Source organism: Kribbella rubisoli, assembly GCF_004217145.1.
GTDB lineage: Bacteria > Actinomycetota > Actinomycetes > Propionibacteriales > Kribbellaceae > Kribbella > Kribbella rubisoli.
The window spans coordinates 81,118-107,988 of record NZ_SHKR01000001.1; the positions used below are offsets into that span (position 1 = coordinate 81,118).

Annotated in this window: 30 protein-coding genes; 15 read left to right on the forward strand and 15 right to left on the reverse strand. The window is 67.8% G+C overall.

Annotated features, from left to right (window positions below):
* Nucleotides 1-7 precede the first annotated feature (7 nt).
* Complete coding sequence (locus EV645_RS00370; protein WP_130438501.1) at nt 8-577, reverse strand: ArsR/SmtB family transcription factor; 570 nt, start codon at nt 575-577, stop codon at nt 8-10.
* A gap of 412 nt (nt 578-989) precedes the next feature.
* Between EV645_RS00370 and EV645_RS00375 the strand changes: the two genes are divergently transcribed.
* The 5 genes from EV645_RS00375 to EV645_RS00395 all read left to right on the forward strand — a co-directional run bounded on the left by EV645_RS00375 (nt 990) and on the right by EV645_RS00395 (nt 6,626).
* Nucleotides 990-2,681: a nitrite/sulfite reductase gene (locus EV645_RS00375; RefSeq protein WP_130438503.1), complete on the forward strand. Its 1,692-nt coding sequence runs from the start codon at nt 990-992 to the stop codon at nt 2,679-2,681.
* 142 nt (nt 2,682-2,823) lie between these two features.
* Entirely contained in the window at nt 2,824-3,510 is a 687-nt protein-coding gene (locus tag EV645_RS00380) for a phosphoadenylyl-sulfate reductase (protein ID WP_130438505.1), read from the forward strand.
* 118 nt (nt 3,511-3,628) lie between these two features.
* Nucleotides 3,629-4,549, forward strand: coding sequence for a sulfate adenylyltransferase subunit CysD (gene cysD, locus EV645_RS00385; RefSeq protein WP_130438507.1), 921 nt, complete (start codon nt 3,629-3,631; stop codon nt 4,547-4,549).
* Entirely contained in the window at nt 4,549-5,835 is a 1,287-nt protein-coding gene (locus EV645_RS00390) for a sulfate adenylyltransferase subunit 1 (RefSeq protein WP_130438509.1), read from the forward strand. The genes cysD and EV645_RS00390 overlap by 1 nt, the downstream gene beginning before the upstream one ends.
* A complete protein-coding gene (locus tag EV645_RS00395) occupies nt 5,832-6,626 on the forward strand; it encodes a sirohydrochlorin chelatase (protein ID WP_130438511.1) in 795 nt (264 codons plus the stop codon). The genes EV645_RS00390 and EV645_RS00395 overlap by 4 nt, the downstream gene beginning before the upstream one ends.
* On the opposite strand, the gene solA is transcribed toward EV645_RS00395, so the two are convergent.
* Nucleotides 6,623-7,747 carry an N-methyl-L-tryptophan oxidase gene (solA, locus tag EV645_RS00400; RefSeq protein ID WP_130438513.1) on the reverse strand — a complete coding sequence of 375 codons (1,125 nt, stop codon included), beginning with the start codon at nt 7,745-7,747 and terminating at the stop codon, nt 6,623-6,625. The genes EV645_RS00395 and solA overlap by 4 nt on opposite strands.
* Before the next feature lie 52 nt (nt 7,748-7,799).
* On the opposite strand from solA, the gene EV645_RS00405 reads away from it, so the two are divergent.
* Together EV645_RS00405 and EV645_RS00410 are read left to right on the forward strand one after the other, a co-directional pair.
* Entirely contained in the window at nt 7,800-8,027 is a 228-nt protein-coding gene (locus EV645_RS00405) for a ribbon-helix-helix protein, CopG family (protein WP_198681390.1), read from the forward strand.
* Complete coding sequence (locus EV645_RS00410) at nt 8,027-9,115, forward strand: Clp protease N-terminal domain-containing protein (RefSeq protein WP_130438515.1); 1,089 nt, start codon at nt 8,027-8,029, stop codon at nt 9,113-9,115. The genes EV645_RS00405 and EV645_RS00410 overlap by 1 nt, the downstream gene beginning before the upstream one ends.
* A gap of 2 nt (nt 9,116-9,117) precedes the next feature.
* Here the strand turns inward: EV645_RS00410 and EV645_RS00415 are convergent, their stop codons facing one another.
* From EV645_RS00415 to zapE, 4 genes are read right to left on the reverse strand one after another with little or no spacing between them, the layout of a single operon-like run.
* Complete coding sequence (locus EV645_RS00415) at nt 9,118-9,723, reverse strand: DUF998 domain-containing protein (RefSeq protein ID WP_130438517.1); 606 nt, start codon at nt 9,721-9,723, stop codon at nt 9,118-9,120.
* A gap of 45 nt (nt 9,724-9,768) precedes the next feature.
* Nucleotides 9,769-10,638 (reverse strand): PPK2 family polyphosphate kinase, encoded by an 870-nt coding sequence (locus tag EV645_RS00420; RefSeq protein WP_130438519.1) that lies wholly within the window; start codon nt 10,636-10,638, stop codon nt 9,769-9,771.
* 14 nt (nt 10,639-10,652) lie between these two features.
* A complete protein-coding gene (locus EV645_RS00425) occupies nt 10,653-11,309 on the reverse strand; it encodes a hypothetical protein (protein WP_130438521.1) in 657 nt (218 codons plus the stop codon).
* A gap of 25 nt (nt 11,310-11,334) precedes the next feature.
* Nucleotides 11,335-12,345, reverse strand: coding sequence for a cell division protein ZapE (gene zapE / locus EV645_RS00430; protein WP_130438523.1), 1,011 nt, complete (start codon nt 12,343-12,345; stop codon nt 11,335-11,337).
* A gap of 269 nt (nt 12,346-12,614) precedes the next feature.
* Here zapE and EV645_RS00435 point away from each other — a divergent pair, with 269 nt between their 5' ends.
* Genes EV645_RS00435 through EV645_RS00460 form a run of 6 tightly spaced genes read left to right on the forward strand, consistent with a single transcriptional unit; the run spans nt 12,615 to nt 18,787 of the window.
* Nucleotides 12,615-13,928, forward strand: a complete 1,314-nt coding sequence (locus tag EV645_RS00435; protein ID WP_130438525.1) for an ABC transporter substrate-binding protein — start codon at nt 12,615-12,617, stop codon at nt 13,926-13,928.
* A 4-nt stretch (nt 13,929-13,932) separates the two neighbouring features.
* On the forward strand, nt 13,933-14,895 hold the full coding sequence (locus EV645_RS00440; RefSeq protein WP_130438527.1) for a carbohydrate ABC transporter permease: 963 nt from the start codon (nt 13,933-13,935) through the stop codon (nt 14,893-14,895).
* Nucleotides 14,892-15,716 (forward strand): carbohydrate ABC transporter permease, encoded by an 825-nt coding sequence (locus tag EV645_RS00445; RefSeq protein WP_130438529.1) that lies wholly within the window; start codon nt 14,892-14,894, stop codon nt 15,714-15,716. The genes EV645_RS00440 and EV645_RS00445 overlap by 4 nt, the downstream gene beginning before the upstream one ends.
* A gap of 10 nt (nt 15,717-15,726) precedes the next feature.
* Entirely contained in the window at nt 15,727-16,503 is a 777-nt protein-coding gene (locus EV645_RS00450; RefSeq protein ID WP_130438531.1) for a VOC family protein, read from the forward strand.
* Complete coding sequence (locus EV645_RS00455) at nt 16,500-17,441, forward strand: aldo/keto reductase (protein ID WP_130438533.1); 942 nt, start codon at nt 16,500-16,502, stop codon at nt 17,439-17,441. The genes EV645_RS00450 and EV645_RS00455 overlap by 4 nt, the downstream gene beginning before the upstream one ends.
* Nucleotides 17,438-18,787, forward strand: coding sequence for a GH1 family beta-glucosidase (locus EV645_RS00460; RefSeq protein ID WP_130438535.1), 1,350 nt, complete (start codon nt 17,438-17,440; stop codon nt 18,785-18,787). The genes EV645_RS00455 and EV645_RS00460 overlap by 4 nt, the downstream gene beginning before the upstream one ends.
* 164 nt (nt 18,788-18,951) lie before the next feature.
* Here the strand turns inward: EV645_RS00460 and EV645_RS00465 are convergent, their stop codons facing one another.
* Nucleotides 18,952-20,172: an ROK family transcriptional regulator gene (locus tag EV645_RS00465; RefSeq protein ID WP_130438537.1), complete on the reverse strand. Its 1,221-nt coding sequence runs from the start codon at nt 20,170-20,172 to the stop codon at nt 18,952-18,954.
* Nucleotides 20,173-20,264: 92 nt separating this feature from the next.
* On the opposite strand from EV645_RS00465, the gene EV645_RS00470 reads away from it, so the two are divergent.
* Entirely contained in the window at nt 20,265-21,239 is a 975-nt protein-coding gene (locus tag EV645_RS00470) for a zinc-binding dehydrogenase (RefSeq protein WP_130438539.1), read from the forward strand.
* 124 nt (nt 21,240-21,363) lie between these two features.
* Here the strand turns inward: EV645_RS00470 and EV645_RS00475 are convergent, their stop codons facing one another.
* Nucleotides 21,364-22,155 carry a helix-turn-helix transcriptional regulator gene (locus EV645_RS00475; protein WP_130438541.1) on the reverse strand — a complete coding sequence of 264 codons (792 nt, stop codon included), beginning with the start codon at nt 22,153-22,155 and terminating at the stop codon, nt 21,364-21,366.
* Nucleotides 22,156-22,263: 108 nt separating this feature from the next.
* Between EV645_RS00475 and EV645_RS00480 the strand changes: the two genes are divergently transcribed.
* A complete protein-coding gene (locus EV645_RS00480; RefSeq protein WP_130438543.1) occupies nt 22,264-23,016 on the forward strand; it encodes a phytanoyl-CoA dioxygenase family protein in 753 nt (250 codons plus the stop codon).
* Here the strand turns inward: EV645_RS00480 and EV645_RS00485 are convergent, their stop codons facing one another.
* From EV645_RS00485 to EV645_RS42535, 7 genes are all read right to left on the reverse strand, one after another.
* Nucleotides 23,017-23,355 carry a hypothetical protein gene (locus EV645_RS00485; protein WP_130438545.1) on the reverse strand — a complete coding sequence of 113 codons (339 nt, stop codon included), beginning with the start codon at nt 23,353-23,355 and terminating at the stop codon, nt 23,017-23,019.
* Nucleotides 23,345-24,097 carry a hypothetical protein gene (locus EV645_RS00490; protein WP_130438547.1) on the reverse strand — a complete coding sequence of 251 codons (753 nt, stop codon included), beginning with the start codon at nt 24,095-24,097 and terminating at the stop codon, nt 23,345-23,347. Before EV645_RS00490 ends, EV645_RS00485 begins: the two co-directional genes overlap by 11 nt.
* Before the next feature lie 171 nt (nt 24,098-24,268).
* Nucleotides 24,269-24,562 carry a hypothetical protein gene (locus EV645_RS00495; protein ID WP_130438549.1) on the reverse strand — a complete coding sequence of 98 codons (294 nt, stop codon included), beginning with the start codon at nt 24,560-24,562 and terminating at the stop codon, nt 24,269-24,271.
* A 280-nt stretch (nt 24,563-24,842) separates the two neighbouring features.
* Nucleotides 24,843-25,178, reverse strand: coding sequence for a YnfA family protein (locus tag EV645_RS00500; RefSeq protein ID WP_130438551.1), 336 nt, complete (start codon nt 25,176-25,178; stop codon nt 24,843-24,845).
* A complete protein-coding gene (locus tag EV645_RS00505; RefSeq protein ID WP_130438553.1) occupies nt 25,175-25,654 on the reverse strand; it encodes a MerR family transcriptional regulator in 480 nt (159 codons plus the stop codon). The genes EV645_RS00500 and EV645_RS00505 overlap by 4 nt, the downstream gene beginning before the upstream one ends.
* Nucleotides 25,651-25,959, reverse strand: a complete 309-nt coding sequence (locus tag EV645_RS00510; protein WP_130438555.1) for a hypothetical protein — start codon at nt 25,957-25,959, stop codon at nt 25,651-25,653. Before EV645_RS00510 ends, EV645_RS00505 begins: the two co-directional genes overlap by 4 nt.
* Before the next feature lie 43 nt (nt 25,960-26,002).
* Entirely contained in the window at nt 26,003-26,866 is an 864-nt protein-coding gene (locus EV645_RS42535) for a DUF1707 and FHA domain-containing protein (protein ID WP_242000113.1), read from the reverse strand.
* Nucleotides 26,867-26,871: the final 5 nt, after the last annotated feature.

The following is a 26,871-nucleotide window of genomic DNA, read 5'->3' on the forward strand; positions in this document are numbered from 1 at the left end:
GGGGTACTCACGGTCGTGCCGGGACCGCGTGGGCGAAGAAGAAGACCCGGTGGGCGTCCTCACCTTCGGCGGGGTTGTCGTGATACTCGAGGACCAGCTCCTCGATCCGCTCGCTCAGCTCCACGAGTTGCTCGGGCGTCAATGTGAGCCATCTCTCGGTCGCGTACGCCGCCCGCACCCAGGGCTCCTCGAACTCGTACCGGATGTCGAACCACTGGCGGACCTTGCCGACGTGATGGGCCAGGTTCTGGTCCTCGGCGGTGGCCGCGACCAACTCGCCCGCCGGGTCGCCCTGGGCGTCCGCGATCGACCAGGAGTACGACGACGTGTCGCCCAGCTTCCACCAGCGCTCCCGCCGGTTCTTCGCGAGCTCAGGAGCCTCCACGATCACTCCGGCCGCGCTCAGAACCTTGAGGTGATGACTGATGTTGCCGACCAGCTCGCCGGTCGCCTCGGCCAGCCGGGAGGCGGTCGCCGGGCCGTCCAGGTGGATCAGATCGAGCAACCGGCGCCGGAGCGGATGGTGGATCGCGGCGAGCACCGACGGTGTCACAGACCTGCGATTGGCGGGTGTCATGGACAGCACCATAGATTCCACAAGAACTCTTGTGCAAGAGTTCTTGTGGAACGCACATCACGCCGGAATCAATCTCGACCAGACTGCTAGAGTTAGCCACATCGTGAGATCTGGTCTCAGGATGCAGGATTGACAGTTGCAAAGTCAGCCGCTGACGCTGACGCTTATGGACATGCTCGCTGCCCGATCCACCCACCTCGTAGGTCGCATTCATGTCGACCTCGGGCGGATGCGCAGCGCCATCTGTTGTCCTTCGATGTTCTGACAGCGACCCATGCCCGGGCCAATGACGGCCCCTGATCCCTCCCGATCACCGCTGGGTGCGCACCGCGCGGAACGCATCGAACCGACGACGCTTCGATCCTGCCGCACCTCGGTGAGCACCTGTCACTAGGACAAGGACACGTCCCCGATGACTGCTGGCGTCACCTCTCCGGCTGCCCGTAAACCCGCCCGCCCCCGCAAGGGCAAAGGCGAAGGGCAGTGGGCGCTCGGCTACCGCGAGCCGCTGAACAAGAACGAGGAGAACAAGAAGAACGACGACGGCCTGAACGTCCGGGCCCGGATCGAGAACGTCTACGCGCACCGGGGCTTCGACTCGATCGACCCCGCCGACCTGCGCGGCCGGTTCCGCTGGTGGGGGCTGTACACCCAGCGCAAGCCCGGGATCGACGGCGGCAAGACCGCGACGCTGGAGCCCGAAGAGCTGGACGACCGCTACTTCATGATGCGGGTCCGGGTCGAGGGCGGGCAGCTGACCGCCGAGCAACTCCGGGTGATCGCCGAGATCTCCACGACGTACGCGCGCGACACCGCCGACATCACCGACCGGCAGAACATCCAGCTGCACTGGATCCGGATCGAGGACGTGCCGGCCATCTGGGAGCGGCTCGAGGCAGTCGGTCTGTACACCACCGAGGCCTGTGGTGACGTACCGCGCGTCGTGATCGCCAGCCCGGTCGCGGGGATCGCCGCGGACGAGATCATCGACCCGACGCCGGCCATCGACGAGATCGTCTCGAAGTACATCGGATCCGACGAGTTCTCGAACCTGCCGCGGAAGTTCAAGACCGCGCTGACCGGTCACCCGTCGCACGACGTCGTACCGGAGGTGAACGACATCGCGTTCGTCGGCGTCGTACACCCGGAGCACGGCCCCGGCTTCGACCTCTGGGTCGGCGGCGGCCTGTCGACGAACCCGATGCTCGCGCAGCGACTGGGGACCTGGATCCCGCTGGACGAGGTCGCCGAGGCCTGGTGGGGCGTCACCAGCATCTTCCGCGACTACGGGTACCGGCGGCTGCGGACCCGGGCCCGGCTGAAGTTCCTGCTGGCGGACTGGGGTGTGGAGAAGTTCCGTGAGGTGCTCGAGGACAAGTACCTCAAGCGGAAGCTGATCGACGGGCCCGCGCCCGAGGTTCCCGCCGTACAGGGTGATCACGTCGGCGTGCACCAGCAGAAGGACGGCAAGTTCTTCGTCGGTGTCGCTCCGGTCGTCGGCCGGGTGTCCGGCGCCAAGCTCGCGCAGGTCGCCGACGTAGTCGCGAAGCACGGGTCGAACCGGATCCGGACCACCGCGCAGCAGAAGCTGCTCGTGCTCGACGTCGAGGAGTCGCAGGTCGACTCGCTCGTCGCCGAACTGAACGCGCTCGGGTTCCAGGCGAACCCGTCGGCCTGGCGGCGGAACACGATGGCCTGCACCGGCATCGAGTTCTGCAAGCTGGCGATCGTCGAGACCAAGGCCAAGGCGGCCCAGCTGATCGACGAGCTCGAGGAGCGGATCCCGGAGCTCGACGTACCGATCACCGTGAACGTGAACGGCTGCCCGAACTCGTGCGCCCGGATCCAGGTCGCGGACATCGGCCTGAAGGGCCAGCTAGTGATGGATGCCGATGGCAACCAGGTGCCGGGCTACCAGGTGCACCTCGGCGGCGGCCTCGGCCTGGACGCCGGCTTCGGCCGGAAGCTGCGTGGTCACAAGGTCACCGCGGACGACCTGACCGACTATGTCGAGCGCGTCACCCAGAACTACCTCAAGGAGCGCAACGAAGGCGAGCGCTTCGCGCAGTGGGTCACCCGAGCGGATGAGGAGGCACTTCAGTGACTGAGCGTGCGGCACCTCTTTACTGCCCGTACTGCGGGGACGAGGACCTCAGGCCCTCCGAAGAAGGCCATGGCGCGTGGGAGTGCCGGCCGTGTGCACGGGTGTTCCAGCTGAAGATGATCGGGTTGCGGGTGACGGTGGAATGAGTACGGATCTCAAGACAATCGCCGAGGAGGCCAACGAACGGTTGGCCGATGCGTCGGCCGTGGAGGTGCTCGCGTGGGCCCGCGAGACGTTCGGTGACGAGCTCGTGGTCACCGCGTCGATGGCCGACGGTGCGCTCCCCCACTTGGCCGCACAGGCCGCGCCGGGCGTCGACGTACTGTTCATCGACACCGGTTACCACTTCGCCGAGACGATCGGGACCCGGGACGCGGTTGCGGCGACGCTGCCGATCCACCTGATCAACGCCACCCCGCAGCAGACGGTCGCCGAGCAGGACGCGGAGTACGGCGAGAAGCTGCACGATCGCGACCCGAACAAGTGCTGTGCGATGCGCAAGGTCGAGCCGCTGAACCGGTACCTGTCCGGCTACAAGGCCTGGGTCACCGGCATCCGCCGCGAGGAGGCGCCGACCCGCGCGAACACCCCGGTCGTCGAGTACGACGCCAAGCGCGACATGGTCAAGCTGAACCCGATCGCACCGTGGACGCAGGACGACCTGGACGCCTACATCCAGGACAACGGCGTACTCGTGAATCTCTTGCAGTACGACGGCTACCCGTCGATCGGCTGCGAGCCGTGCACGCAACGCGTCGCGCCCGGCGAGGACCCGCGCAGCGGCCGCTGGGCGGGCACCGGCAAGGTCGAATGCGGGCTGCACACATGACGGTACTTTTGGCCGGGCCTTCGGCGCCGGCGGGGTCACGGGGCTCGACCTCCAGATCTTCCCTCGTCGCTCCGGTCGCTTCGCTCCCTCCGCTCCTCAGTCCAGACCGGGAGGCCCCGTGACCACGACCACTGCTTCATCTCCGACAACTGTGACCGAGCTCGATGCGCTGGAGAGCGAATCGATCTTCGTGTTCCGCGAGGTGGCGGCGGAGTTCGAGCGGCCGGTGATCCTGTTCTCCGGCGGCAAGGACTCGATCGTGATGCTGCACCTGGCGCGGAAGGCGTTCTCGCCTGCCGGGGTGCCGTTCACGCTCCTGCACGTCGACACCGGGCACAACTTCCCCGAGGTACTGGCGTACCGCGACGCTGTCGTCGAGCAGCTCGGGCTGCGGCTCGAGGTGGCACGGGTCGAGGAGTACATCGCCGACGGCCGGCTGCGCGAGCGCACCGACGGGACGCGGAACCAGCTCCAGACCATTCCGTTGCTGGACGCAATCAACGGGCACCGCTTCGACGCGGTGTTCGGCGGCGGCCGGCGCGACGAGGAGCGGGCCCGGGCGAAGGAGCGGATCTTCAGCCTGCGCGACGAGTTCGGCCAGTGGGACCCGCGGAACCAGCGGCCCGAGTTGTGGTCGCTGTACAACGGCAAGCACCGGCCGGGTGAGCACGTGCGGGTGTTCCCGCTGTCCAACTGGACCGAGCTGGACATCTGGCACTACATCGAGCGCGAGCAGATCCCGCTGCCGAGCATCTACTACGCGCACGAGCGGGACGTGTTCGAGCGCGACGGCATGTTGCTTGCCGTCGGCCCGTACTCGCAGCCGCGCGCCGGCGAGACAGTTGCCGAGCGCACCGTTCGGTACCGGACCGTCGGTGACATGTCCTGCACCGGAGCGGTGGCGAGCAATGCGACGACGGCGGCCGAGGTCGTCGTCGAGGTCGCGGCCAGCGAGATCACCGAGCGCGGCGCTACTCGCGCCGACGACCGGGCCAGCGAGGCCGCGATGGAAGACCGCAAGCGAGAGGGGTACTTCTGATGAGCACCCTGTTGCGTCTGGCAACAGCCGGATCGGTGGACGACGGCAAGTCCACGCTGGTCGGGCGTTTGCTGCACGACTGCAAGGCGATCCTGGCCGACCAGATCGCGCACGTGAAGACGGTCTCCGAAGCCCGTGGCGGTGACTTCGACTTCGCGCTGCTCACCGACGGTCTGCGGGCCGAGCGTGAGCAGGGCATCACGATCGACGTTGCCTACCGGTACTTCGCGACCGACAAGCGCTCGTTCATCCTGGCCGACTGCCCCGGGCACGTGCAATACACGCGGAACACCGTGACCGGCGCCTCGACCGCGGACGTGGTGATCATCCTGGTCGACGCGCGGCACGGCGTACTCGAGCAGACCCGCCGGCATCTGGCCGTGGCCGGTCTGCTCCGGGTGCCTCACGTCGTCCTCGCGGTGAACAAGATCGACCTGGTCGGCTACGACGAAGCCGGGTTCACCAAGATCGCCAAGGACGTCAACGAGGTCGCCGACCAGCTCGGCATCGCGGACATCCAGGCGATCCCGGTCTCCGCGCTCGTCGGCGACAACGTGGTCGACAAATCCGCCGAGACGGCCTGGTACGACGGCCCCACGCTGCTCGAGTACCTGGAGAACGCCACCGGGCGGATCGACAACTCCCAGCAGCCGCTGCGGTTCCCGGTGCAGTACGTGATCCGGCCGCAGACCGACGACCAGTACCGCGACTACCGCGGCTACACCGGAACCGTTGCCTCCGGCACCGTTTCGGTCGGCGACCAGGTGATCGTGCTGCCCGCCGGCCGTCGTACGTCGGTGGCCGGTATCGACCGGGCCGTCGTCACGGCGACGTCGACCGCGGTGGTCGAGCGGCCGTCCGCGGTGGCCGGTGAAGCGGTCACCGTCCGCCTCACCGACGACCTCGACGTGGCCCGCGGCTCGGTCATCGTGGCGGCCGAAGCCTCCCCCGGCACCCGCCGGGAACTGGCCGCGACCGTGAGCTGGCTGTCCGACCGGCCACTGACCGTCGGGGCCCGGGTGCTGATCAAGCACACCACCACCACCGCGCAGGCGATCGTCACCAAGATCACCGGCGCGCTGGACCTCGACACGCTCGGAGTCATCGACGCCACCGAGCTCGCACTGAACGACATCGGCAAGGTGCAACTCAAGATCGCCGCACCGCTGGCCGCCGACCCGTACTCCAGCAACACCATCACCGGATCGTTCCTGCTGATCGACGCCCACGACGGGTGGACGCTCGCGGCCGGCATGATCGACGACGAAGAAGGGGAACTGCTGTGACTGCTCCAGCGCTCGTGATCCTCGCCCACGGCAGCCGCGACCCGCGCTCGGCCGCCACCGTCCACTCGCTCGTGAAGTGCCTGCGCGAGACGCGTGACGACCTGCGGATCGAAGCCTCCTTCCTCGACCACTGCCCGCCCACGCCGTACCAGGTGATCGGCAAGCTCGCCGCCGAGGGTGTGGAGGAGGTCGTCGTCCTGCCGTTGCTGCTGTCGTCGGCGTACCACGCGAAGATCGACGTACCGGCCGTCGTCGACGAGGCGCGGTCGCGGTTCCCGAGCCTGCGGATCATCGCGTCCGACGTCCTCGGGTACGACGACACCCTGCTCGACGTACTCGACCGGCGGATGCGGGCCGAGCTCAAGGACGGGCGCGTCCGTGAGCTGGACGCGCTGGTGCTGGCGTGCGCCGGTTCGAGCGACTCGCACGCGAACGCGAGCGTCACGCGACTCGCGCGCCTGTGGGGTCAGCGGCACAAGCTCCCGGTGACGGCCGCGTTCGTCTGCGCCGCCTCTCCGTCGCCGGCCGAGGCTGTCCTGAAGTGGCGCCTCGAGGGCCGTCGGCACGTGGCGGTCGGGTCGCTGTTCCTGGCTCCCGGCGTACTGCCGGATCGTGCCGAGTCCACGTCTCGCCGGGCCGGCGCTGTCGCGGTGTCAGCACCGCTCGGCGTGAGTGACGAGGTGGCTCGCCTGGTCCTCCTCCGGTACGGCGTTGCGGGTCTCGCCCTGCTGACGCTCGAGCCGGCGCCGCGCCCGGTCATCGCCCGCCCGGAGCTCGTCCGGACCGCCTAGAACCGCAGCGGATCGATGAAGGAGACGTCGGTGTACGGCGTCTCCTTCGTCGTGATCTGAGCCAGCAACTCCCCCAGACCGGCACAATGCTTGAACCCGTGGCCGCTGTCGCCGCCGGCGATCACCACGCGATCGTCGTACCGCCCGGCCAGGAACTGGCCGTCGGGCGAGTCCGTCACCATGCACGGCATCAGCTTGACCGGCTCCGGGTCGAGCTCCGGGAACGACGTCGCGATCGCCGCCGACAGCTCGGCGATGTCCTTGCGCGGGTGGATGTAGCGGTCGAGCTCGTCCGGGTCGACGTCGCGGTCGCGTTCGGCGCCGTCGAGACCGACCTTGACTCCGAAGTCCTCGTCGGAGCCGTGTCCCCACAATCCCTTGCCATCGGCAAATTCCCAGATGAACGCCGGGAAGTTCCGCAGCTGGAACGCGTCCGACGCCGGGTCCTTCGGCTGGAACCAGAACAACGGCGTACGCCGCGGTGACAGCGGCGCCGCCGGGACGAGCTTGCTCAGCCAGGCGCCCGTGCTGATCACGACCTGGTCCGCTGTGACGCTGGTGGTCGGCGTACGAACCGTCACCGCGTCCGGACCGATCTCGATCGCCGTCACCATCGTGTGCGGATACACGGTCGCGCCCAACCGCTGCGCCTCGGCGACATGCGCCCGCACGGTCGGCTCGGCGTAGCAGATCCCCGCGCCGGGATCCCACACCGCGACATCCTCGGCCGCCAGGTTGTACTGCGGAAACCGGCTGTGCAGCTCGTCATGCGACAGATCCGTGGTCGGCGCGCCCGCATCGGCCGCCGCCTGCTGCGCGCCCTTCACCGGACGGCTGCTCGGGCCGCCGACGTTCAACGAGCCGGTCTGGCGGACGTACGTCTCACCGGTCCCCTCCCCCAGCTCGGTCCACAGCGCCAGCGATTTCCGCGCGATCTCGGTCAGCCCCGGATGCTCCAAACACGCCACCCGGAACAACCGCGTCGCCCCGTGCGACGAACCGAACGAATGCCCGATCCCCTGCCGCTCGATCCCGACCACGTTCACCCCACGCGCCGCCAGCCGCCACAACGCCGCCGATCCGAACGCACCCAGCCCCACCACCACGACATCGGTTCGCATGCGCCAACCCTTTCACAGGCCAGTGTCTCGACAGCCTGATATCTTGATATCTATGGCGAAGGACGCGACCAAGAACATCCTGCTGCGGCTCGACCCCGAGTTGGCCGAGCGGCTGCAGACGGTGGCATCGGTGGAGGGGCGGTCGGTGTCCGACGTGGCGCGGGAGGCGATCGCGGCGCTGGTCGATCAGCGGCGGCAGGACACCCAGTTCAGTCGGCTGCTCGAGGAGAACCTCAGCCGGCACGAGGAGTCCCTGCGCCGGCTGCGGAGCGACGACTGATGCGTTACCTCGGTCCGTACGACGTGCTCGCGGTCGCGGCGCGGGTGTTGCGTTGCAGCTCGGCAGACGCCGTACTGCGGACCGACCTGAACGCGGTGGAGCGGGTGCTGGACAGCGTCCGGCTGACCAGCGGGTTGGCCGAATCGGCGGGCGTGATGCTCGCCGGCCTGGTGCGGTCGCGGCCCTTCGACGCGGCCAATCGGGTGGTCGCCGTCGCGGTGGTGCTGCAGTTCGTCTCGCTGAATCGGGCCGAGCTGCAGCTGGAGCCGGTCGCGGACGTCGACGAGCTGCTCGATCGGATTGCGGCCGGCGAGGCGAGCTATCGCGAGGCCGGGGTCTTCATCCGGAGCCGGCTCGAACACCGGCCGGTGAAGCCCGAGGACTTGCAGGACGACCTGCGGCTCGAGCTGCTGCTCAGCGAGGAGACGCTGACGTTCGATGTCGAGCAGGAATGGTGGAGGGGAGTCCGGATGTACGAGCAGTTCAGCGACCCGGCCAGGCGGGTCATCGTCCTCGCCCAGGAGGAGGCGCGCGGTTTCGACCACGCGTACGTCGGCACAGAGCACCTCCTGCTCGGACTGATCACCGAGGGCCAGAGCATCGCCGCGCGGGTCCTGAACGCTGTCGGGATCACCGCGCCGGCGGTGAAGGACCTCGTGGTGGAGATCATCGGCCGCGGGAACGGCGCTGCCGAGGGATCGATCCCGTTCACCCCGCGCGCGAAGAGCACGTTCGAGTACGCGTGGGGCGAGTCGAAGGCACGCGGGGCGGAGCAGGTCCGGCCGGAGCACCTGCTGCTCGGCGTACTCAATGATCGTGACGGCGTCGGCGGCCAGATCATCACGAAGCTTGCCGCCGACATCGATCAGGTACGCCGCAAGCTCGAGGAGCGGATGACCTGGCGCGAACGCTCCGAGTCGCTGGTCACCGGCATGCTTGCCGAAGGCGCCTCCTGGACGACGTACGGACGACGCCACCACCTGATCCACGAGCTCACCGCGCTGCTCGACGAGAACGAGCGCCTGCACGAACAGGTCGCGAACCTCCGGGACCTGCTCCGCCGGCACGAGATCGACCCGGACAGCTGAGCTCAGGCGGCTTCGACGAACAGACAGATCCCAGCCGTCAGGAACCAGAGGTTGGTGCTCAGCAGGAACACACGCTCGAACAGGCCGAAGACCACGCGCAGCCGCGGCACGAGCGCGATCACCAGCAGGACGAGCGACACCAGCGCGACGAGGCGCAGGACAGAGAGCAGGCCGCTCACCGACTCCCAGGCACCGACGGATCCGAGTTCGGGCGTCATCCCGGCGATCGCGGAGTACGTCAGTGCGAACGCGGCAACCGCGAACAGATAGTGCAGCCGCCCGGAGCGGGTCAGTCGCTGCCCCTCCAGATCGGTCGGGAACTTCAGCATGCCGACCCGCGTCACCGGGATCAGGAACAGAAACACCAACTGCAGCACCGTCACCGTCGGCGTGCCGGGCTCCAACGCGAGTCCGGCTGCCAGCGCGAGGATGCCGACCGACGACGCCACGGCCGCCCAGCGGAACAGCCGCGCGTACCGGCCGACGCCGTAATCGCTGACGGCATGCCGGACCGGGTGATAGCCCGTCGGCAGCGCATGCAACGCGACGAAGACACAGAGGTAGCCGCCCATCCCCAGGACGGCGAGAACTGCCAGGAGCAACGCCATGGGCCTAACCGTAGGTGGCCCCGGGCGGGGGCCACCTGTCCCGTGTCAGGTTGCTGCCAGGCGCTTCTTCTCCTTCTCGACGTCGAAGTCCGGGACCGGCCACTCCGGGTTCAGCTCGCGCAGTGTCTCCAGGAGGAGCGTGGTGACGGCCCAGTTGCGGTACCACTTGCGGTCGCTCGGGATCACGTACCAGGGCGCCTCAGGCGTGTTGCAGCGCTCGATCGCCGCGTGGTACGCGTCCATGTAGTCCGGCCAGAGCTGGCGCTCGTCGACGTCGCCCGGGTTGTACTTCCAGTACTTCGTCGGGTCGTCGAGCCGTGCCTCCAGCCGGGTGCGCTGCTCCTCCGGCGAGATGTGCAGGTAGCACTTCAGGATCGTCGTACCGTGCGCGGCCAGCTCCGTCTCGAAGTCGTTGATCTGGTCGTAGCGCCGGTTCCACACGTTCGGCGTGACCAGGTTCCGCACCCGGGCGATCAGGACGTCCTCGTAGTGCGACCGGTCGAAGATCCCGATCATCCCCTCGTCCGGCAGCGCCTGCTTGATCCGCCACAGGAACCCGCGCCGCTTCTCGGCCGGCGTCGGCGCCTTGAACGACGTGATCTTCAGGCCCTGCGGGTCCATCAGCCCCGCGCCGTGCCGGATCACACCGCCCTTGCCGGAGGTGTCCATGCCTTGCAGCACCAGCAGCACGCTGCGCTCGCCGCCCTTGCGCCCCTCGGCGAACAGCCGCTCCTGCCAGTCCGAGACCTCGGCGCCGAGACCCTCCAGCGCCACCTTGCCGTCGTCCTTCGAGCCGTCGAAGCCCGGCGTCGCACGCGTGTCGTACGTCGTCAGATCGACCGGCCCGGCCGGAACCCGCAACTGTTCCCGCAGTCCCCCAGCAGCAGCCTTCTCGCCCTTCTTCTGCTTCGCCATCTCCACATCCTGCCTCATCCACCCCCGACTTCAGCGGTTTTGCCCCGCCGACGCCGCCACAACACAATCTCGATCACGAGGACGGCCAGGCCGCAGGCGAGTACGGCGACCGCGCCCCACACGAACCCGCCCAGCAGGGCCAGGCAATCTCCGTCGTCGGAGCACTCGGTCCTCGTGAAGTAGTCGGCTCCGGCAGCGATCGCCACGAGCACCGCGACCATCGTCCCGCACAGGTACGCCGCCGCGCGGACCAACCACCTGCCCGGTCCGGGCCGGTCAGCACCTGGCTCCGCCGCCGTTTCGCCTGTCGGCGCCGGTTGCACGCCGTTCGCGATCAGCACGAAGGCAACCAGGCCGGTCGCGAACTCCAGCAGGGCGAGCTCACCCTCGCTCCGGTTCCAGATGAATCGGAACCCGTCGTTCGAGATGCTCCCCAACACCAGGAGGCCGGTCAGGACGGCCAGGGCGATGCCCAGCCACAAGCGCGCCTGCGGCTGCGGCCACGCGGCCACGACCGACGCGAGCGCCAGGACCAGCGCCAGTCCCCCGAGCAGCAAGATCCATTGCTCGTCGCCGAACCCCGACGTGTCGTCGAACTGGACGAAGCCGCCGGCGAACAGCAGCCCGAGCGCGACCACGAGCAGCACCAGCGAGATCGTCCGACGACTCATCTCCTCAGGGAAGCACGTCCGGGGATCAGATTGCGCGAGCCAACGCGATGAGTCGCGAGAGCGCGCGGAGGTACTTCTTGCGGTAGCCGCCCTTGAGCATCTCAGGAGAGAAGAGCTGGTCGAGCGGTACGCCGCCGGCCAGGAGCGGGAGGTTGCGGTCGTACATCCGGTCCGCAAGCACCACCAGCCGGAGCGCGACGTTCTCGTCGGTCAGTGGGCGTAGATCGGTGATCGCGACCGTCTCGATGCCGTCGAGGAGGGCGCCGTACTTGCTCGGATGCAGCTCGGCGAGGTGGCGGTGAAGGTCGACGAAATGGTCGCAGGAGGCGTTGGGACGTTCCCCGGCTTGCTGCTCGACCTTCTCGTCCGGCCATGGGTCAGGTGCGACGGGGAGGCCGCGGTGGCGATAGTCCGGGCCGTCGATCCGGCGTACGTCGAAATGTGCGGCCAGCGCCTGGATCTCGCGGAGGAAGTCGACCGCCTGGAAACGACCCTCGCCGAGTTTGTCGGGCAGCGTGTTGGATGTGGCGGCGAACTCGACGCCGGCGTCGACCAACTGACCGATCAGGCGGGAGATCAGCATCGTGTCGCCGGGGTCGTCGAGCTCGAACTCGTCGATGCAGATCAGGCGGTACGACGAGAGTTCGTCGACCGCGGTACGTAGGCCGAGGGCACCGACCAGGTTGGTGAGCTCGACGAAGGTGCAGTACATCTTCGGCCCGGCGGACTCGTGCCACAGCGAGGCAAGCAGGTGGGTCTTGCCGACGCCGAATCCGCCGTCCAGGTAGATGCCTTGTTTGCCCAGGACCGGGGCCTTGCCGCGGAGCCTTGCCCAGAGCGAGGCGGTTTGGCAGGGCTGGGCCAGTTTGGCGGCGCGGTCCGTCAGGGCGGCCAGGGCCTCGGACTGTGAGGGCTCGTCCGGGTTCGGCGTGTAGGTGGCGAAGCGGGCGTCGGCGAATCTCGGCGGAGGGACGCACTCCGACAGCAGGCGGTCGGGAGTCACCTCCGGCCATCGCTCGCTCAACCGGATCACCATGCGGCCAACCCTAGTGTCCTGAGTCGAAGGGTCGGCGAACGATTTCGGTGTTCAGGTGCGTGCATCGCGGTGCTTGGTCAGTGGCCTCGATGCGGAGCATCGTGGGCGCTGGCCAAGTGCCGCGAGGTGCGTGCCTGGGCGCCGAAAGCGCCGTCGAACCTCCGACTCAGGACACTAAATGAGGGAAATCTCCGGAAACTCAGCTGTGGCCTTGACCGCTTTCTTACTTTCAGTTAGGAAGTTGGTAGGCGATCGATGAGGAGTCTCCGATGGGCGAACAGCACGTGCGGCGGCGGACAGTTCTCAAAGGGGCGGTAGGTGCGCTCGGCCTCGGGTCCGCCCTCGGATCCACACTGGCCGCCTGCGGTGGCAGTGACAGCGGGGGCGGGACGACCAGCGGCGGGAAGGCCGTGGTCCGGATGTGGTCGTGGTACAACGACCAGGAGGACCAGTTCCCGAAGCTGATCAGCGCGTTCGAGGCCGCGCACAGCAACATCAAGATCGAGAACCGGATCTTCGGCACCCCGGACCAGTACCTGCCGGCGTTGCAGGCCGCGGTTGCGGGTGGCGACGTACCGGAGATCTTCGCGCCGCACACGCGGGCGCTGACCTACGGCACCGGCGGCATCTCGGCGGACCTGAAGCAGGAGCTCGGCGACGACTTCCTGAAGGACTTCTTCGACTCGGCCAACCAGGAGTACACCCTGGACGGCAAGCAGTACGCGGTCGGCTGGATGGCGCAGACGTTCGGCATCTTCTACAACCCGGACATGCTGAAGAAGGCCGGCGTCGAGGAAGACGGCATCGAGACCTGGGACGACCTGATCGCGGCGTCGCAGAAGATCAAGGCGACCGGCAAGTTCCCGGTGGCGCTGAGCTGCAACCCGACGACGAGTTCGCTCGACTTCTTCCTGCCGCTGATCACGCAGGTCGCCGACGATCCGACGTACTACCTGAAGCTCGACCAGCTCAAGGACGGCACGACGTACGAGGATCCGAAGGTGATCCAGGCGATCGAGCTGCAGCAGAAGATCGTCAAGGGCGGCGTCTTCCAGCCCGGTACGACGGGCACCAGCGGCGACCAGGCGCCGCAGATCTTCTACACCGGCAAGTCCGCGATGCTGTTCAACGGCAGCTGGACCCCGCAGGGCCTGACCAAGGACGCGACGCCCGCGTTCAACAAGCTCTACAAGGTGATGAAGACCCCGGCGATCGCGCCGGGCAAGCGGCACTGGACCGCGAACCAGGCCGGCGCCGGCTGGGCGGTCGCAGCGAACAGCAAGAACAAGGACGCCGCGCTGGAGTTCCTGAAGTTCATGTACTCCGCGGAGCAGTACTCCCCCACGATGAACGACTCGAACTCGATGCCGGCCACCAAGAGCGCCGCGGCCCGGATCGAGCTGCCGATCATGAAGCAGATGACGTCCTGGCTGCTCGACGGCGACGGGTGCCCGCACATCCCGTTCGGGCCCGGCTCGGTCGCGGCCGGCGATCCGCTCGCGAAGATCTTCGACGGCAGCGGCGAGCCGGCCGCGGTCGCGAAGGCGATGCAGCAGGCGGTCCAGAACGCCAAGGGCGGCTGATCGGATGGCGACAGCGCTCTCCCGCCAGCGCGTCGTCGAGCGCGCCGGCACGCGCACGTCGTACCGGTTCGGATCGCCGCTGCGGAAGTCGCAACGGGTCGCGGGCTATCTGTTCGTGCTGCCGACGTTCGCGCTGTTCCTGGCGTTCGTCCTCTGGCCGATCCTCTACACGGCGTACCTGAGCCTGACCTCGTGGGGCGGGTTCGGGTCGCCGCGGTTCGTGCACTTCGACAACTACAGCCGGATGCTGCACGACCCGGTGGCGCGCCGCGCGCTGATCGTCACGCTGGTGCTGACCGGCGTGACGACCGCGGTCCTGACCTTCCTCGGCCTGGTCACCGCGGTGCTGGTGAACGTGATCTGGTCGAAGGTCGGCGTTGTCGTCCGGACCATCCTGTTCATCCCGGGCATCGTGTCGTTCGTCGTGTCGGCGGTGCTGTGGAAGCTGATCTACGACCCGAACATCGGCACGCTCAATCGGTTGCTCGGGGCAATCGGCCTGGGCAGCCTGCAGCATCCGTGGCTGGCCGATCACAAGACCGTGCTGCCGGCGATCGTCGTGGTGACGGTCTGGGGCGGGCTCGGGTTCAACATGCTGATCTACTTCGCGGGCCTGCATAGCATCGACCCGAACCTGTACGAGGCCGCTGAGATGGACGGCGCCAACACCGTGCAGCAGTTCCGCCACATCACGGTGCCGAGCCTGAGGATCGTGACCGGTCTGATCGTCAGCCTCGGCCTGCTCAACGGGTTCAAGGCCTTCGACGTGATCTTCGTGATGACGGGCGGCGGGCCCAACCACGGCAGCGAAGTACTCGGCACGTACTTGTACTCGTTGGCCTTCGGGTCGACGTCCGGCTCGATACCGCAGCTCGGGTACGCGAGCGCGTTCAGCGTGGTGACGATGGTGCTCTGCACGCTCGCGGTCATCGCTCAGCTCTGGCTGACGCGGAGGGCGGACCGATGAGGAACAAGTGGATCGGGAAGTCCTTCGCGACGTTCGTGCTGCTGCCGTTCTGCCTGTTGATGGCGTTCCCGTTCGTGTGGATGCTGCTGACGTCGCTGCGCGAGCAGAACACGATCTTCAACGGGCCGATCATCCCGCGGAAGTTCACCGGCGTCGCCTACAAGGATGCGTGGACGTCGATCGACTTCCCGCTGCACTTCTGGAACAGCGTCTGGATCACCTCGGTCACCGTGATCGGGGTGCTGATCTTCGCGACGCTCAGCGGATACGCGTTCGCGAAGCTGGATTTCCCGTTCCGGAACACGCTCTTCGTGTTGCTGCTGACCACGCTGATGATGCCGTCGACGGCGCTGATCATCCCGCTGTATCTCGAGCTCAAGTCGCTCGGTCTGCTCGACAGCCAGGCCGGGCTGCTCGTGCTGTACATCTCCGGGTCGGCGCCGTTCGCGATGTTCCTGATGCGAGCGTTCTTCCAGACGTTGCCGGACGAGCTGATCGAGGCAGCGCGGGTGGACGGCGGCAGCGAGCTGACCATCTTCCGGCGGGTGATCCTGCCGCTGACCCGGCCGGGGATCGCGACCGTGGTGATCTTCCAGTTCCTGTCCACCTGGAACGAGTTCCTGATCGCCAACACCGTCCTGCGGAACACCGACGCACTCCCCCTGCAGCCGGTGCTGTTCACGCTGATGGGCCAGTACTCCACGAACTGGCCGGCCCTCACCGCCGGCCTCACGCTGTCCGTCGTACCGGTCGTGATCGTCTACGTCCGGATGCAGCGGCAGTTCGTCGCCGGGATGATGCTCGGCGCCGTCAAGAACTAAGAGAGGTCATATGCCGATCAAGAACGTCGTCGTCAACTGCACCGATGTCGCCCGCTCGGTCGAGTTCTACACCAGGTTCCTGGAGCTGTCCGTTGTCGGCAAGGTCACGCCCGAGCGCGCCGTGCTCGACGCCGTCACCGCGACCGTCGAACTACGGGCCGTGGGCAACGGCCGGGAGCAGAGCACGTGGTCGCCGGACGATCTGCAGAAGGGGTTCCGGCACATCGGTTTCAAGGTCGACCTGATCGACCAGCGGGCTGCCGTGCTCAAGGACGCCGGGGTCGAGTTCAAGCTCGACCCGCTCGATGCCGAGGGCAACGTCCGGATCTGCTTCTTCTACGACCCGGACGGCACGCTGCTCGAGATGATCCAGGGCGACCTGCAGTACGCCGAGATCCTCGACGCGGACGGCGTCGCGCGCGAGCGGGCGCTCGGCGTACCGGCGCGGCCGCGGTTCGACCATGTCGCGGTGACGATCGAGGACCGGGAGGCCACCAGCGCGTACTACGACCGCAACTACGGCTTCTCGTTCATCGGCACGATCGAGCAGCCGCACGACAAGCGAGGCTTCCACATCGGCTACCTGAAGGGCGGCGACACCGTCCTCGAGGTGTTCACGTACGAGGTCGACAAGAGCGCCCGCGCCCCGCAGCTCGACGTCGCCGGGTTCGCGTACGCCGAGCTCGTCGGCGACCCGGCGGACCTGCCGGCCGAGACCGCTCCGGACGGAACGAAGGTCTACGTCGACAGCGACGGGTTCGCGTTCGCCGTAGGCTCCGAGGCATGACAGAAAACTGGCTGCGACCCCTCGGTTCCACCGGCCTGACAGTCTCCGCCGTCTGCGCCGGCGGCAGCGGGCTCGGAAGCATGCCCGCGATGTTCGGGTACGACGTGACGCGGCAGGAAGCGATCGACCTGCTACTGCGCGTGTTCGACAGCCCGCTGACCTGGATCGACACTTCGAACGGGTACAGCGACGGTGAGAGCGAACTGCGCATCGGGCTGGCTATTCGCGAGCACGGCGGGCTGCCCGACGGATTCTTGGTCGCGACGAAGGTCGATGCCCGCGACGGCGACTACTCGGGCGCGCGGGTCCGAGCGAGCGTCGCCGAGAGCAAGGAGCGGCTCGGGCTGGACGAGCTGCCGTTGGTCTACCTGCACGATCCGGAGTTCCACGACTTCGACTCGATGCGGGACGCCGTCGACACGTTGATGCAGTTGCGCGCGGACGGGGAGATCGGGCACGTCGGGCTCGCGGGCGGGGACACGCGCGAGCTCTCTCGCTATCTGGATCTCGGCGGCTTCGAGGTGCTGCTCGTGCACAACCGGTGGAGCCTCGTGGATCACTCGGCCCTCGGTATCTTCCAGCGGGCTCGTTCCGACGGCATCGCGGTGGTGAACGCGGCCATCTACGGCGGCGGGATCCTCGCCAACCCCGCGGGCGCGACGAAGTACGCCTATCGCGAGGCTGCACCGGCTGTCCTGGACGCGGTGGCTCAGATGGAGAAGGCGTGCCAGGAGTACGGCCTCGACCTCGCGACCGCGGCGCTGCGGCACTCGGTGGACGACCCGGGGATCGCCGGCACCGTCGTCGGGATCACCAAGCCGGCCCGGGTCGACGCCCTCGAGGCGTCTCTCGCCGTGGACCTCCCGAGCGCGTTGCTTAACCGGTTAGGTAGCCTACTTCCGGACAGGCAGCACTGGGTTGAGAAGGAGACGACGTGACGAGCGGATTCACGTGGGGCGCGGCGACCGCGTCGTACCAGGTCGAGGGCGCGGTCTCCGCCGACGGGCGCGGCCCGAGTATCTGGGACACGTTCGCGCACACCCCGGGCAAGATCGCGGACGGTACCAACGGTGACGTGGCCGACGAGCATCACCAGCGGTTCGGCGAGGACATCCGGATGCTGGCGGAGCTCGGGCTGAACGCTTACCGGTTCTCGATCGCGTGGCCGCGGATCGTGCCCAGCGGGTCAGGCGCTGCCAACGCTGCGGGGCTGGACTTCTACCGGCGGTTGGCCGAGGCGTGCCTGGAGAACGGCGTCACGCCGTACGCGACGCTCTATCACTGGGATCTGCCGCAGCCGCTGGAGGACGCCGGCGGTTGGCTGAACCGCGACACGGCCGAGCGGTTCCGCGACTATGCAGTCCTGGCGCATGACGGGCTGTCCGATGTCGTCAAGCACTGGATGACGCTGAACGAGCCGTGGTGCTCTGCGTTCCTCGGGTACGGCAACGGTGAGCACGCCCCGGGCCGGACCGAGGGCGCTGACGCGTTGAAGGCCGTGCACCACCTGCTGCTCGGGCACGGGCTGACGCTGGATGCGATCCGCTCGGAGGGTTCGTCGTACGGGATCGCGCTGAACCCGGCGCCGATCCACGCCGCGACCGACTCCCCCGCCGACCGCGACGCCGCACGCCGAATCGACGGGCTGCGGAACCGGATGTTCCTCGAGCCGCTCCTGTCCGGGCGGTACCCGGCCGATGTCCTCGAAGACACCGGCATGACCTCGTGGTTCGCGGCGCAGGAAGCGGATCTGCCGTTGATCGCGGCGCCGCTCGACTTCATCGGCGTCAACTACTACTGCCCGACCACGGTCGCCGCGCCGGACGGACCGATCTCGTCGCCGGTCGCGTCGACGCAGCCGGGGAGCGAGAATGTCGTTGCCGTGGACACCGGTCTGCCCCGCACCCAGATGGGCTGGCCGATCCAGGCGACCGGGCTGCGCGACATCCTCGTCACGATCAACAAGCTCGCGCCCGAGCTGCCGTTGTACGTGACGGAGAACGGCGCGGCGTACCCGGACTCGGTGACCGCCGACGGCGCCATCGAGGACGACGACCGGCTGGACTACATCAAGCAGCACATCGCCGTGTGCGAGGACCTCGTCGCCGAGGGTTTCCCGCTCAAGGGGTACTTCGTCTGGTCGTTGATGGACAACTACGAGTGGTCCTGGGGCTACAGCCGGCGCTTCGGCATCGTGTACGTCGACTACGCGACCCAGGCCCGCACGGTGAAGAAGAGCGGGCGTTGGCTCAAGGACCACCTGAGCCGGCAACCGGCCGGCTGACCCCCGGCACCCGCGGATCCCCAGGCCGTCACAATCCCCCATCCCAACCGCCGCGGACCGCACGGCCGCCCCGCCTCGACGATTGTGATGGCCTGGGGATCCGCACCCACCCGGCCACACCAGCACGCCCAGTGGCGGCTGGGGTGGCACGCCCGGCCGGTGGGTTAGGAGCGGGTGTTCTGGTGCGGGGTGAGCTGCGTGTGGAGGACCAAGGAGGCGGCGCCGAGGGCGGCGGCGCTCGGGCCCAGTTTCGACAGCTCGACGCGGGTGGGATGCATCGCGCGGACGAAGGACAGGCGGTTGAGTTCCTGGGCCGCGACGCGGACGTAGATGTCGCCGGCCTCGCTGAACCCGGGGCCGGCGAGGATGATCTGGTTGAGGTCGAGCAGGTTCGTGATCGAGAGCAGCGCCTTGGCCAGGTAGGTGGCGGACTCCTCGATCAGCTCGACACATCTTGGGTCCCCGGCCGCGGCCAGGCGGGCGATCTTCGCGAAGTCGGAGCGGGTCGAGAGCCGTCGTCCGCGGAGGCCGAGCTTGTCGGCAAGCGTCTCGTCCTGGCCAGCGCGAGCGACCACCGCGGCCGGGGCGGCGAGACTCTCCAGGCAGCCCTGGCCGCCACACCAGCACTGCGGACCGTTCACGTCGAGGACCATGTGGCCGATCTCGCCGACGTTGGACGACGAGCCGCGGTACACGTCGCCGTTCGTGACCAGGCCGAGGCCGAAGCCGGCCGCCATGTAGACGGTCGCGAAGTCGTTCACCGACGGGATCTTGCCCGCCCAGAACTCGCCGATCGCGGCGCAGGTGGAGTCGTTCTCGACCACGATCGGATGGTCGATCGCGTCCTTCAGCGTGTCCCGGACCGCAAAGGGCTCCCAGGCGTACTTCTCCGAGTCCGTTCGCAGGAGCCGGGTGCCGCCGCGACCCTGCCGCCCGGCCAGTGCGACCCCGACGCCGACCAGCGTCGACGGCTCGATCTCGGCCTTGACGATCAGGTCTTCGAGCTCGGCCGTGATCCGCTGCACGGCCGTCGCCGGCGCGTCCTTGCCGATCCCCCGTGACGACACCTGCTCGATCACGCGCCCGCTCATATCGGTGACGACGTACGTCGTGCTCGGCGTGTCGACGGCGATACCGATCGCGTGCCGGGCGCGGGGGTTGAACTGCAGCAGCGTGGCGCGTTTGCCGCCGGTGGGGTCGCCGTACCCGGTCTCGATGATCAGGCCGTCGGCGAGTAGTCGCTTGACCACGCGGGAGATCGACGCGCCGGTCAGCCCGGACCGGTCGGCGAGGTCGACGCGGGTGACCGTGCCGCTCGAGCGGATCAGGTCCAGGATCGCGCTGTGGGTCTCCTGCGCGGTCGCACCTCTCAGAATCTTCGCCACATCACCCTCCCTCGGATCGCACTTTAGTACACAACGTAAGGAAGTGGCAGTAGTTGACCTCAATCATTGTTGAGGTTCTAGCGTTGCCGAGCATGAAGGCGATCAGATTGCATGCGTTCGGTCCGGCCGAGAACCTGCTCTACGAGGAGGTGCCGGACCCGGTTCCTTTGGACGGCATGGCGCTCGTCGAGGTGGAGGCGGCCGGGGTCCATCTCGTCGACACGATGATCCGTGCGGGCACGACCGGCGGCAGCCCGATCCCGGTGCCGGAGCTGCCCACGATCCCGGGCCGCGAGGTGGCCGGCCGGGTGAGCGCGGTCGGGCCGGACGTTTCCTCGTCGTGGGTCGGCAAACGGGTCGTGGTCCATCTCGGCATGGTGCCAGGCGGGTACGCCGAACGTGCGGTGGCGAAGGTCGAGTCGCTGTACGAGATTCCCGATCATGTGGACGCCGCGCAGGCGGTGGCCGCGATCGGGACGGGGCGGACCACGGCGGGGATTCTGTCCCAGGCCCGGCTCACCGCCGACGATGTCGTACTGGTCACCGCGGCGGCGGGCGGGATCGGCAGCTATCTGATCCAAGCGGGGCGGAACATCGGGGCGACGGTGATCGGGTTGGCGGGCGGACCGGCGAAGGTGGAGCTGGTGCGGTCGCTGGGCGCGCACTACGCGATCGACTACAACGATCCCGGCTGGGCCGCGGGCTTGAAGGCCGAGCTGGGTGATCGCGAAGTGAGCGTTCTGCTCGACGGAGTTGGTGGGGCCAACGGGCAGCAGGCGTTCGAGCTCCTCGGCCGTGGCGGACGTCTGTTGATGTTCGGGTGGTCGGGTGGCGGCGCGATCGAGTTCACCGACGAGGATCTGGCCGCGCGCGGCCTCACGGCCGGTTGGGCCCTCGGTGCGAAGCTGACCGCACGGCTCCGCACCCTCGAGACCGCAGCCCTCGATGAGACCACCTCGGGCCGGTGGAAGGCGCTGACGACGACGTTCCCGCTGTCGGAGGCAGCAGCCGCCCACCGGGCACTCGAGGAGCGCGCAACCACCGGGAAGGTCGTCCTCCTCACCTGAGACTCAGGAGGCACCGGGGACGTGGGTCACGCGGGCCGTCACGTGGGCAGAGGCGACCTACTGAGCGTGCGGTTGCCGGCCGTACACCCGCAAGATGCTCGCGGCGATCCCGCGGCCCGGTGCCTCAGGTACGCCGGTAGTCGCGGGGGGAGACACCGAACTGCGAGCGGAATCGGCGTGACAGGTGGAACTCGTCGGCGAAACCGAGGCTCCGGGCGATCTCGCGGTGGGTGAGGTCGGTCAGGCGTAGCAGCGTTGCCGCGGCCTGCAAGCGTCGTACGTTGCGGAACGCTGCGGGCGTCTGACCGACCTGTTTGGCGAATCTCCGGCGGAACGTGTCGTAGCTCAGACCGGCCTCGGCGGCGATGGCGGCGAGGTCGGTGCTCGCGGTGAGGTCGTCGGCCAGGCGGGTCATGGCGTCCACAATCTCCATGCTGACGTCTTCTGTCGTGGTGTCCTCGACATCGACGAGCCAGTCGGCCAGTGCCATCAGTTGGTGCTCGGCGGCGCGGCGGGTCTTGGGCGGCGCCCGCAGTACGGTGCGGAGTGCTTCGACCGAGGGTTGCGGGCTGGGGTAGCGCGGGCCGGCGCCGGTCAGGTGCGGGAGCGCGTCGAAGATCGGGCCGGTGAAGACGGCGAACAGCTCGGTCCAGCGCTCCCCCGGATCGGTGTGGTACGTGTGCGGAAACCTTGGCGGCACGAGCGTGTGGGCGCCCCCGGTGATCCGCTCCGCGCGACCGTCGGCGTCACGATAGTTGCCCTCGCCATCGATCAGCACCGACAACACGTAGGCATCCATCACCCGGAGCGCGGGCGACATGATCGGCTCGGAGTCGATCACCTCACCGGCGAGCACCAACTGACCGAGCCTGGTCACCGGCCCCTCCGCGATCGTGACGATCGTGCGCTCGCTCATCTGGTGCAGGCTACGCCAAAATGTTCATGTCCGGGTCGCGGCGAGACATTCTTTGCCGAGTGCGGTCGACCTAGCGTTTCGGTAAGCCGAACTTCACCGGAGGACGCTATGAACGACCTGGTCACGCCCGAGCACCTGGCCCAGTTCCGCGACGAGGGGTACTTCGTGCTGGAGGGTGTGCTCACCGACGAACAGCTCGAGCTGTTGCGCGGCGGAGCGCAGTACTCGATCGACAAGCTCGACGCCGCGATGGATGCCGCCGGCACCGACTCGATCGGGATCAACCACCGGGGCAAGCGGTACTTCAGCAGCATGATCTACCAGGACCGGCCGGAGCTGCGGCAGTTCCTGTTCAGCGACACGATGGCGGAGATCTGCCAGAAGACGCTGGGCGATGACGCGTGGCTGTTCTGGGAGCAGTACGTGATCAAGGCCGGCGACCCGAACACAGCCTTCGCCTGGCACCAGGACTCCGGCTACGTCCACGAGGACCACGAGCCGTACCTCACCTGCTGGATCGCCCTCGACGACGTCACCGAGGAGAACGGCTCGGTCTACCTCCTGCCGTACTCACGCTCGGGCATCAAGTCCTACATCAAACACATCCGCGACCCCAAGCTGAACGACATGGTCTGCTACTTCGGCACCGACCCCGGCATCCCGATGACCGCCCCCGCCGGCTCCATCGTCGTGTTCTCCAGCGTCGTCATCCACCGCAGCGGCCCCAACCAAACCGACCGCCACCGCCGCGTCTACCTAGCCCAATACTCCAAAGAAGTAATCCCCTCCAAAGACGGCCAGGGCGCCCACGGCTCCTTCGACCCCTTCCTGAAAGCCGGCCAGAACATCGCCGACCGCTAATCACTCATCGAAGAAGATCGGTTCGCCGGCTACTCCGCTGAATCCGGCCAGGCCGTGTGCTTTCGCCAGGTCGAGGACCTCGTCGAAGGTGTCGCGCAGGCTGCCGTAGGCGAGCGTGAGTACGACGTACTTGTCGACGTTCTCCGGGTTCTCCTCCAGCTCGTAGTCCCCCGGCTCCAGCTCATCTTTCAGGTGCGGAAGTCGCCGCAGCAGCTCCTCGCGGAAACGCAGTACGTCAGCACTGGCCGGCAACCCGTCGGTGATCCCTTCACAAACGTTGTCGTAGATCTGTTCGGGTTCTCCCGGAATTGCCTTCCAGAAGGCGAAGTCAGAGCTCATGGGTCCTCCGTTGGAGCGCGTTGCCGAGGGTGGTTGAGGCCGTTGCCAGGGCGCCTCGGTTGATTTCGGATGGGGCGCCGTTGGCGAAGGGGTGCCAGCCGGGGAAGAAGGTGCCGTGGGTCCAGTTGACGGGCTTGGTCTGGTTGAAGGCTGTTTGGAACTTGTGCACGACGGTGGATGGAAGGCTGGCCGAGAGGAAAGGGAGGCTGGAGATTGCATGTCCGGCGCGGAGGGCGCTGGGAGTGGGCAGGGTCTCCTCGACCGCGATCGAGCCGTAGACGGCACCGGTGCGGGCGGTGGGCTCCCGCAGTACGTCGGTCGCCCAAGCGGCGAGTTTGTACGCCGCCTTCCGGTCCTTCGACTTCCACAGCTCCTCGGGCAATCCCAGCGCACCGGCCGACACGGAGACCGCCACCGGATGCGCCTCCGCTTCCGTCCCGTGCAGATGCTCGACGATCACAGTCCCCTTGGCGTGGTAGCCGGCCTTCAGCGGGCGCGAGACCGGGTCCCCACCGTGCACCGCCGACTCGAACTCCGCACCGGTGAGCTCCACGGTCGATCGGTCAGCCAGATCCTGCAGCATCGCGAACGGTCGACCGCGCGGCGCGAGCTCGACCACGCCCGACGGCGTACAACCGAACTCGACCGCGATGTCACACGCCTGCCCGAAGGCCACTTCATCACCCGAAGCCACCCACACCGCAATCGTCAGATGCGGCGGCTCGGGGTAGAGCTCAGTCACCGTGGAAGCGAAGTTCGGCAGACGGGTCCGTCGTACGCCGCTCGGCGGGGAGATGTACCGCCGTCAGCTTCAGCTCGATCTCCAGCAGCACATCATCCCCCACGACGCTTTCCTAGGTCTCGATCCGTACGGTGATCATCGCAGGAACTCGGTGAGCCAGCTCGATTCACCTCACAACGGGAAGTTACATTTCCATGGCGCGTCCAGTTCTTCTGGATTGACGCCGGCTCGTTCGACGGACTCATCAACATCATCGATCGACGACACAACCTCGTCGTACACAACTGACATGTTGCCGTCGTAAATGTCGTTATCCTCTGCCAGCAGTTCGCGAGGCACCTCGAATGCCCGGACTCTGAAGTTCCCAGTCTCTAGCGGGATGACCCAGACCCACGACTCGCTGGCCGCCGAAGCAGAACGTCTCCGAGCGGCGACCTCCGACTGAGACATCAGAAGTCTGTTCATGGCTTGAGCCTGCATGTCAGGACCCCAGAAGATTCGAACGATTGGGCCATCAAAATCACATCAACCCCCACGACACTCCCCCGGGACCCGGATCCGTACGACGATCATCGCAAGCCGATGCGGGCTCTGATGTCTCGGTTGATCATGACCTTGGCCGACAGGTTAGACCTGATCACCTGACCAAGACTCCCCAGGTCAACAACCCTTTGCAGGATCTCTACCAGCGGAGCGACCACCTCGCGTCTGACCCGCTGTGCTAGGGGCCGATCGGACCTGTGTGCTAGCTGTTGCGTGGGGCGTACATGATGACTGCTACGCCCAGGAGGCAGATCGCCGCGCCTAACACGTCGTAGCGGTCGGGTTTGAAACGATCGACCAGGACTCCCCAGGTCAGGGAGCCGGCTACGAAGATGCCTCCGTAGGCTGCGAGGATGCGGCCGAAGTTGGGGTCGGGCTGGAAGGTGGCTACGAAGCCGTAGGCGCCTAGGGCAACTATTCCGCCGGCAATCCAGAGGAGGCCGCGGTGTTCGCGCCAGCCTTGCCAGATGAGCCAGGCGCCACCGATCTCGGCGATCGCGGCTAGGACGAAGAGCAGGACGGAGCGCAGCACTGTCACGCGCGGCCGCCCGGCGCCGGTTCGGGTCGGGAGGCGGGGACACGCCGCGGGTCGTGAGTCCGGCGGGTGGTGCCGAGGTCGGCGAACGGGAGGGGGCAGTCAGGGTCGCCGGCGCAGGTTTGGAGGTCGTCGCAGCCGGCCGCGATGCCGGCGCGGAGGGTTTCGGCGATGACCGTCAGGTCGGCGATCTTGGCTTCCACGTCCGCTAGTTTCTCGCGGGTGCGGGCCTGCAGCCCGGCTCCTTCGCCACGGGCGTGTCGGTGGCGGGCGATGTCCAGCAGTTCGGAAACCTCGGTGAGCGTGAATCCGAGGCGCTGGGCCGCCTTGATCACGCGCAGCGTCGTGACGGCTTCCGATGGGTAGATGCGATGGCCGCCGAGGCTTCGCGCCGGTTCAGCGAGGAGGCCGCGGCGTTCGTAGTACCGCAGGGTTTGCAGGTTGACGCCGGCCGCGGCGGCGAGCTCGCTCGATCTCATAGACGGTCACTCAGGCCGTCGAGTACGTCGGTCCGCGCCGGCGGGACCGTGATCCGCAGGCGGAGTTCGTCGGCGTTCGAGCTCAAGGTGAAGGTGAAGAACGAGCAGCACTCGGTCTCGCGCGCGGTCAGGTCCTCCACCACTTCGCGCGAGTCGGGTGTAAGCGTGACGTCGAGGGTCTGTGCATCGACGCGATCAGCGCCGCGGAGGTGTACGGCGAACAGTTGGTCGAACTCCGCCATCCGGAACGGGCGCTCCGCCGTCGGGAGGGTGCAGGCGTCCGGGACCCACGTCAGATCGTCCATGAGATCGACGGTAAACCTGTACCCAAGTACCGGATGCAAGTCCTCAGTCGGTCCAGGTGAGGACGTACGCGACCGCGCCGAAGCTGACCCGGTCCCCCGGCCGCACGCGGACGGTGGTGGTGATGCGGAGATCGTTGACGGTGGTGCCGTTCATCGAGCCGAGGTCGCGGAGCATCCAGCCCTCGTCGACGTGCCGGAGCTCGGCGTGATGCCGCGACACGGACTCGTCGGCCATCCGCAGCGTCGCACCGGCACCGCGCCCGATCCGCACGGTCGGCGAACCAGGCGCCGGCAAGGCAAGACCAGGAAGCGGTACGGCGGTTTGCGCCCGCACCAAGCTGAAACGCGGAAGCGCATCGAGCCACGCGGCGAGCAACCCGACGGGGTCGAACCGCGCACCGCGCGACGGGGTGGGCCGAGCCACGCGCTCCGGGTAGGCAGCGGATCCGGGCGAGCCGGCGGGTCCGTACGCAGTTCCCGCGGCGTGCACAGAGCCATCCGCGGTTCCCGCGCCGCGCGCGGAGCCATCCGCGGTTCCTGGGCCGCGCGCCGGATCGTGCGCCGTCGCAGGGCGACGAGCAGGAGCGTGGGCGCTTGCGGGGCGCTGCGCGGGGTCGAGTGGATGGGCTCCCGTTCGAGCGTCCGGGGGTGCTGGCCTCTCCACCTTCAGACGTGGCAGGCGGGTGCGGAGGTTCTTGATCCAGCCGCGGCGGGGTTCGGTGGATGGGAGGTCTCGGACTGCGTCGGCGAGTTCACCGCGGCTCTGGGCGCGGAGTACGAAGTTCATCCGGCGGATGAAAGTGTCGTGGGACAGTCGGCCCGAGCCGGCGCCGTCGCGCAGTACGGCGAGGGCGCGGTCGCGCTCCGCGTCCGACGGACGCGTCCCCTCCACCGGTACCGACGTCATACAAC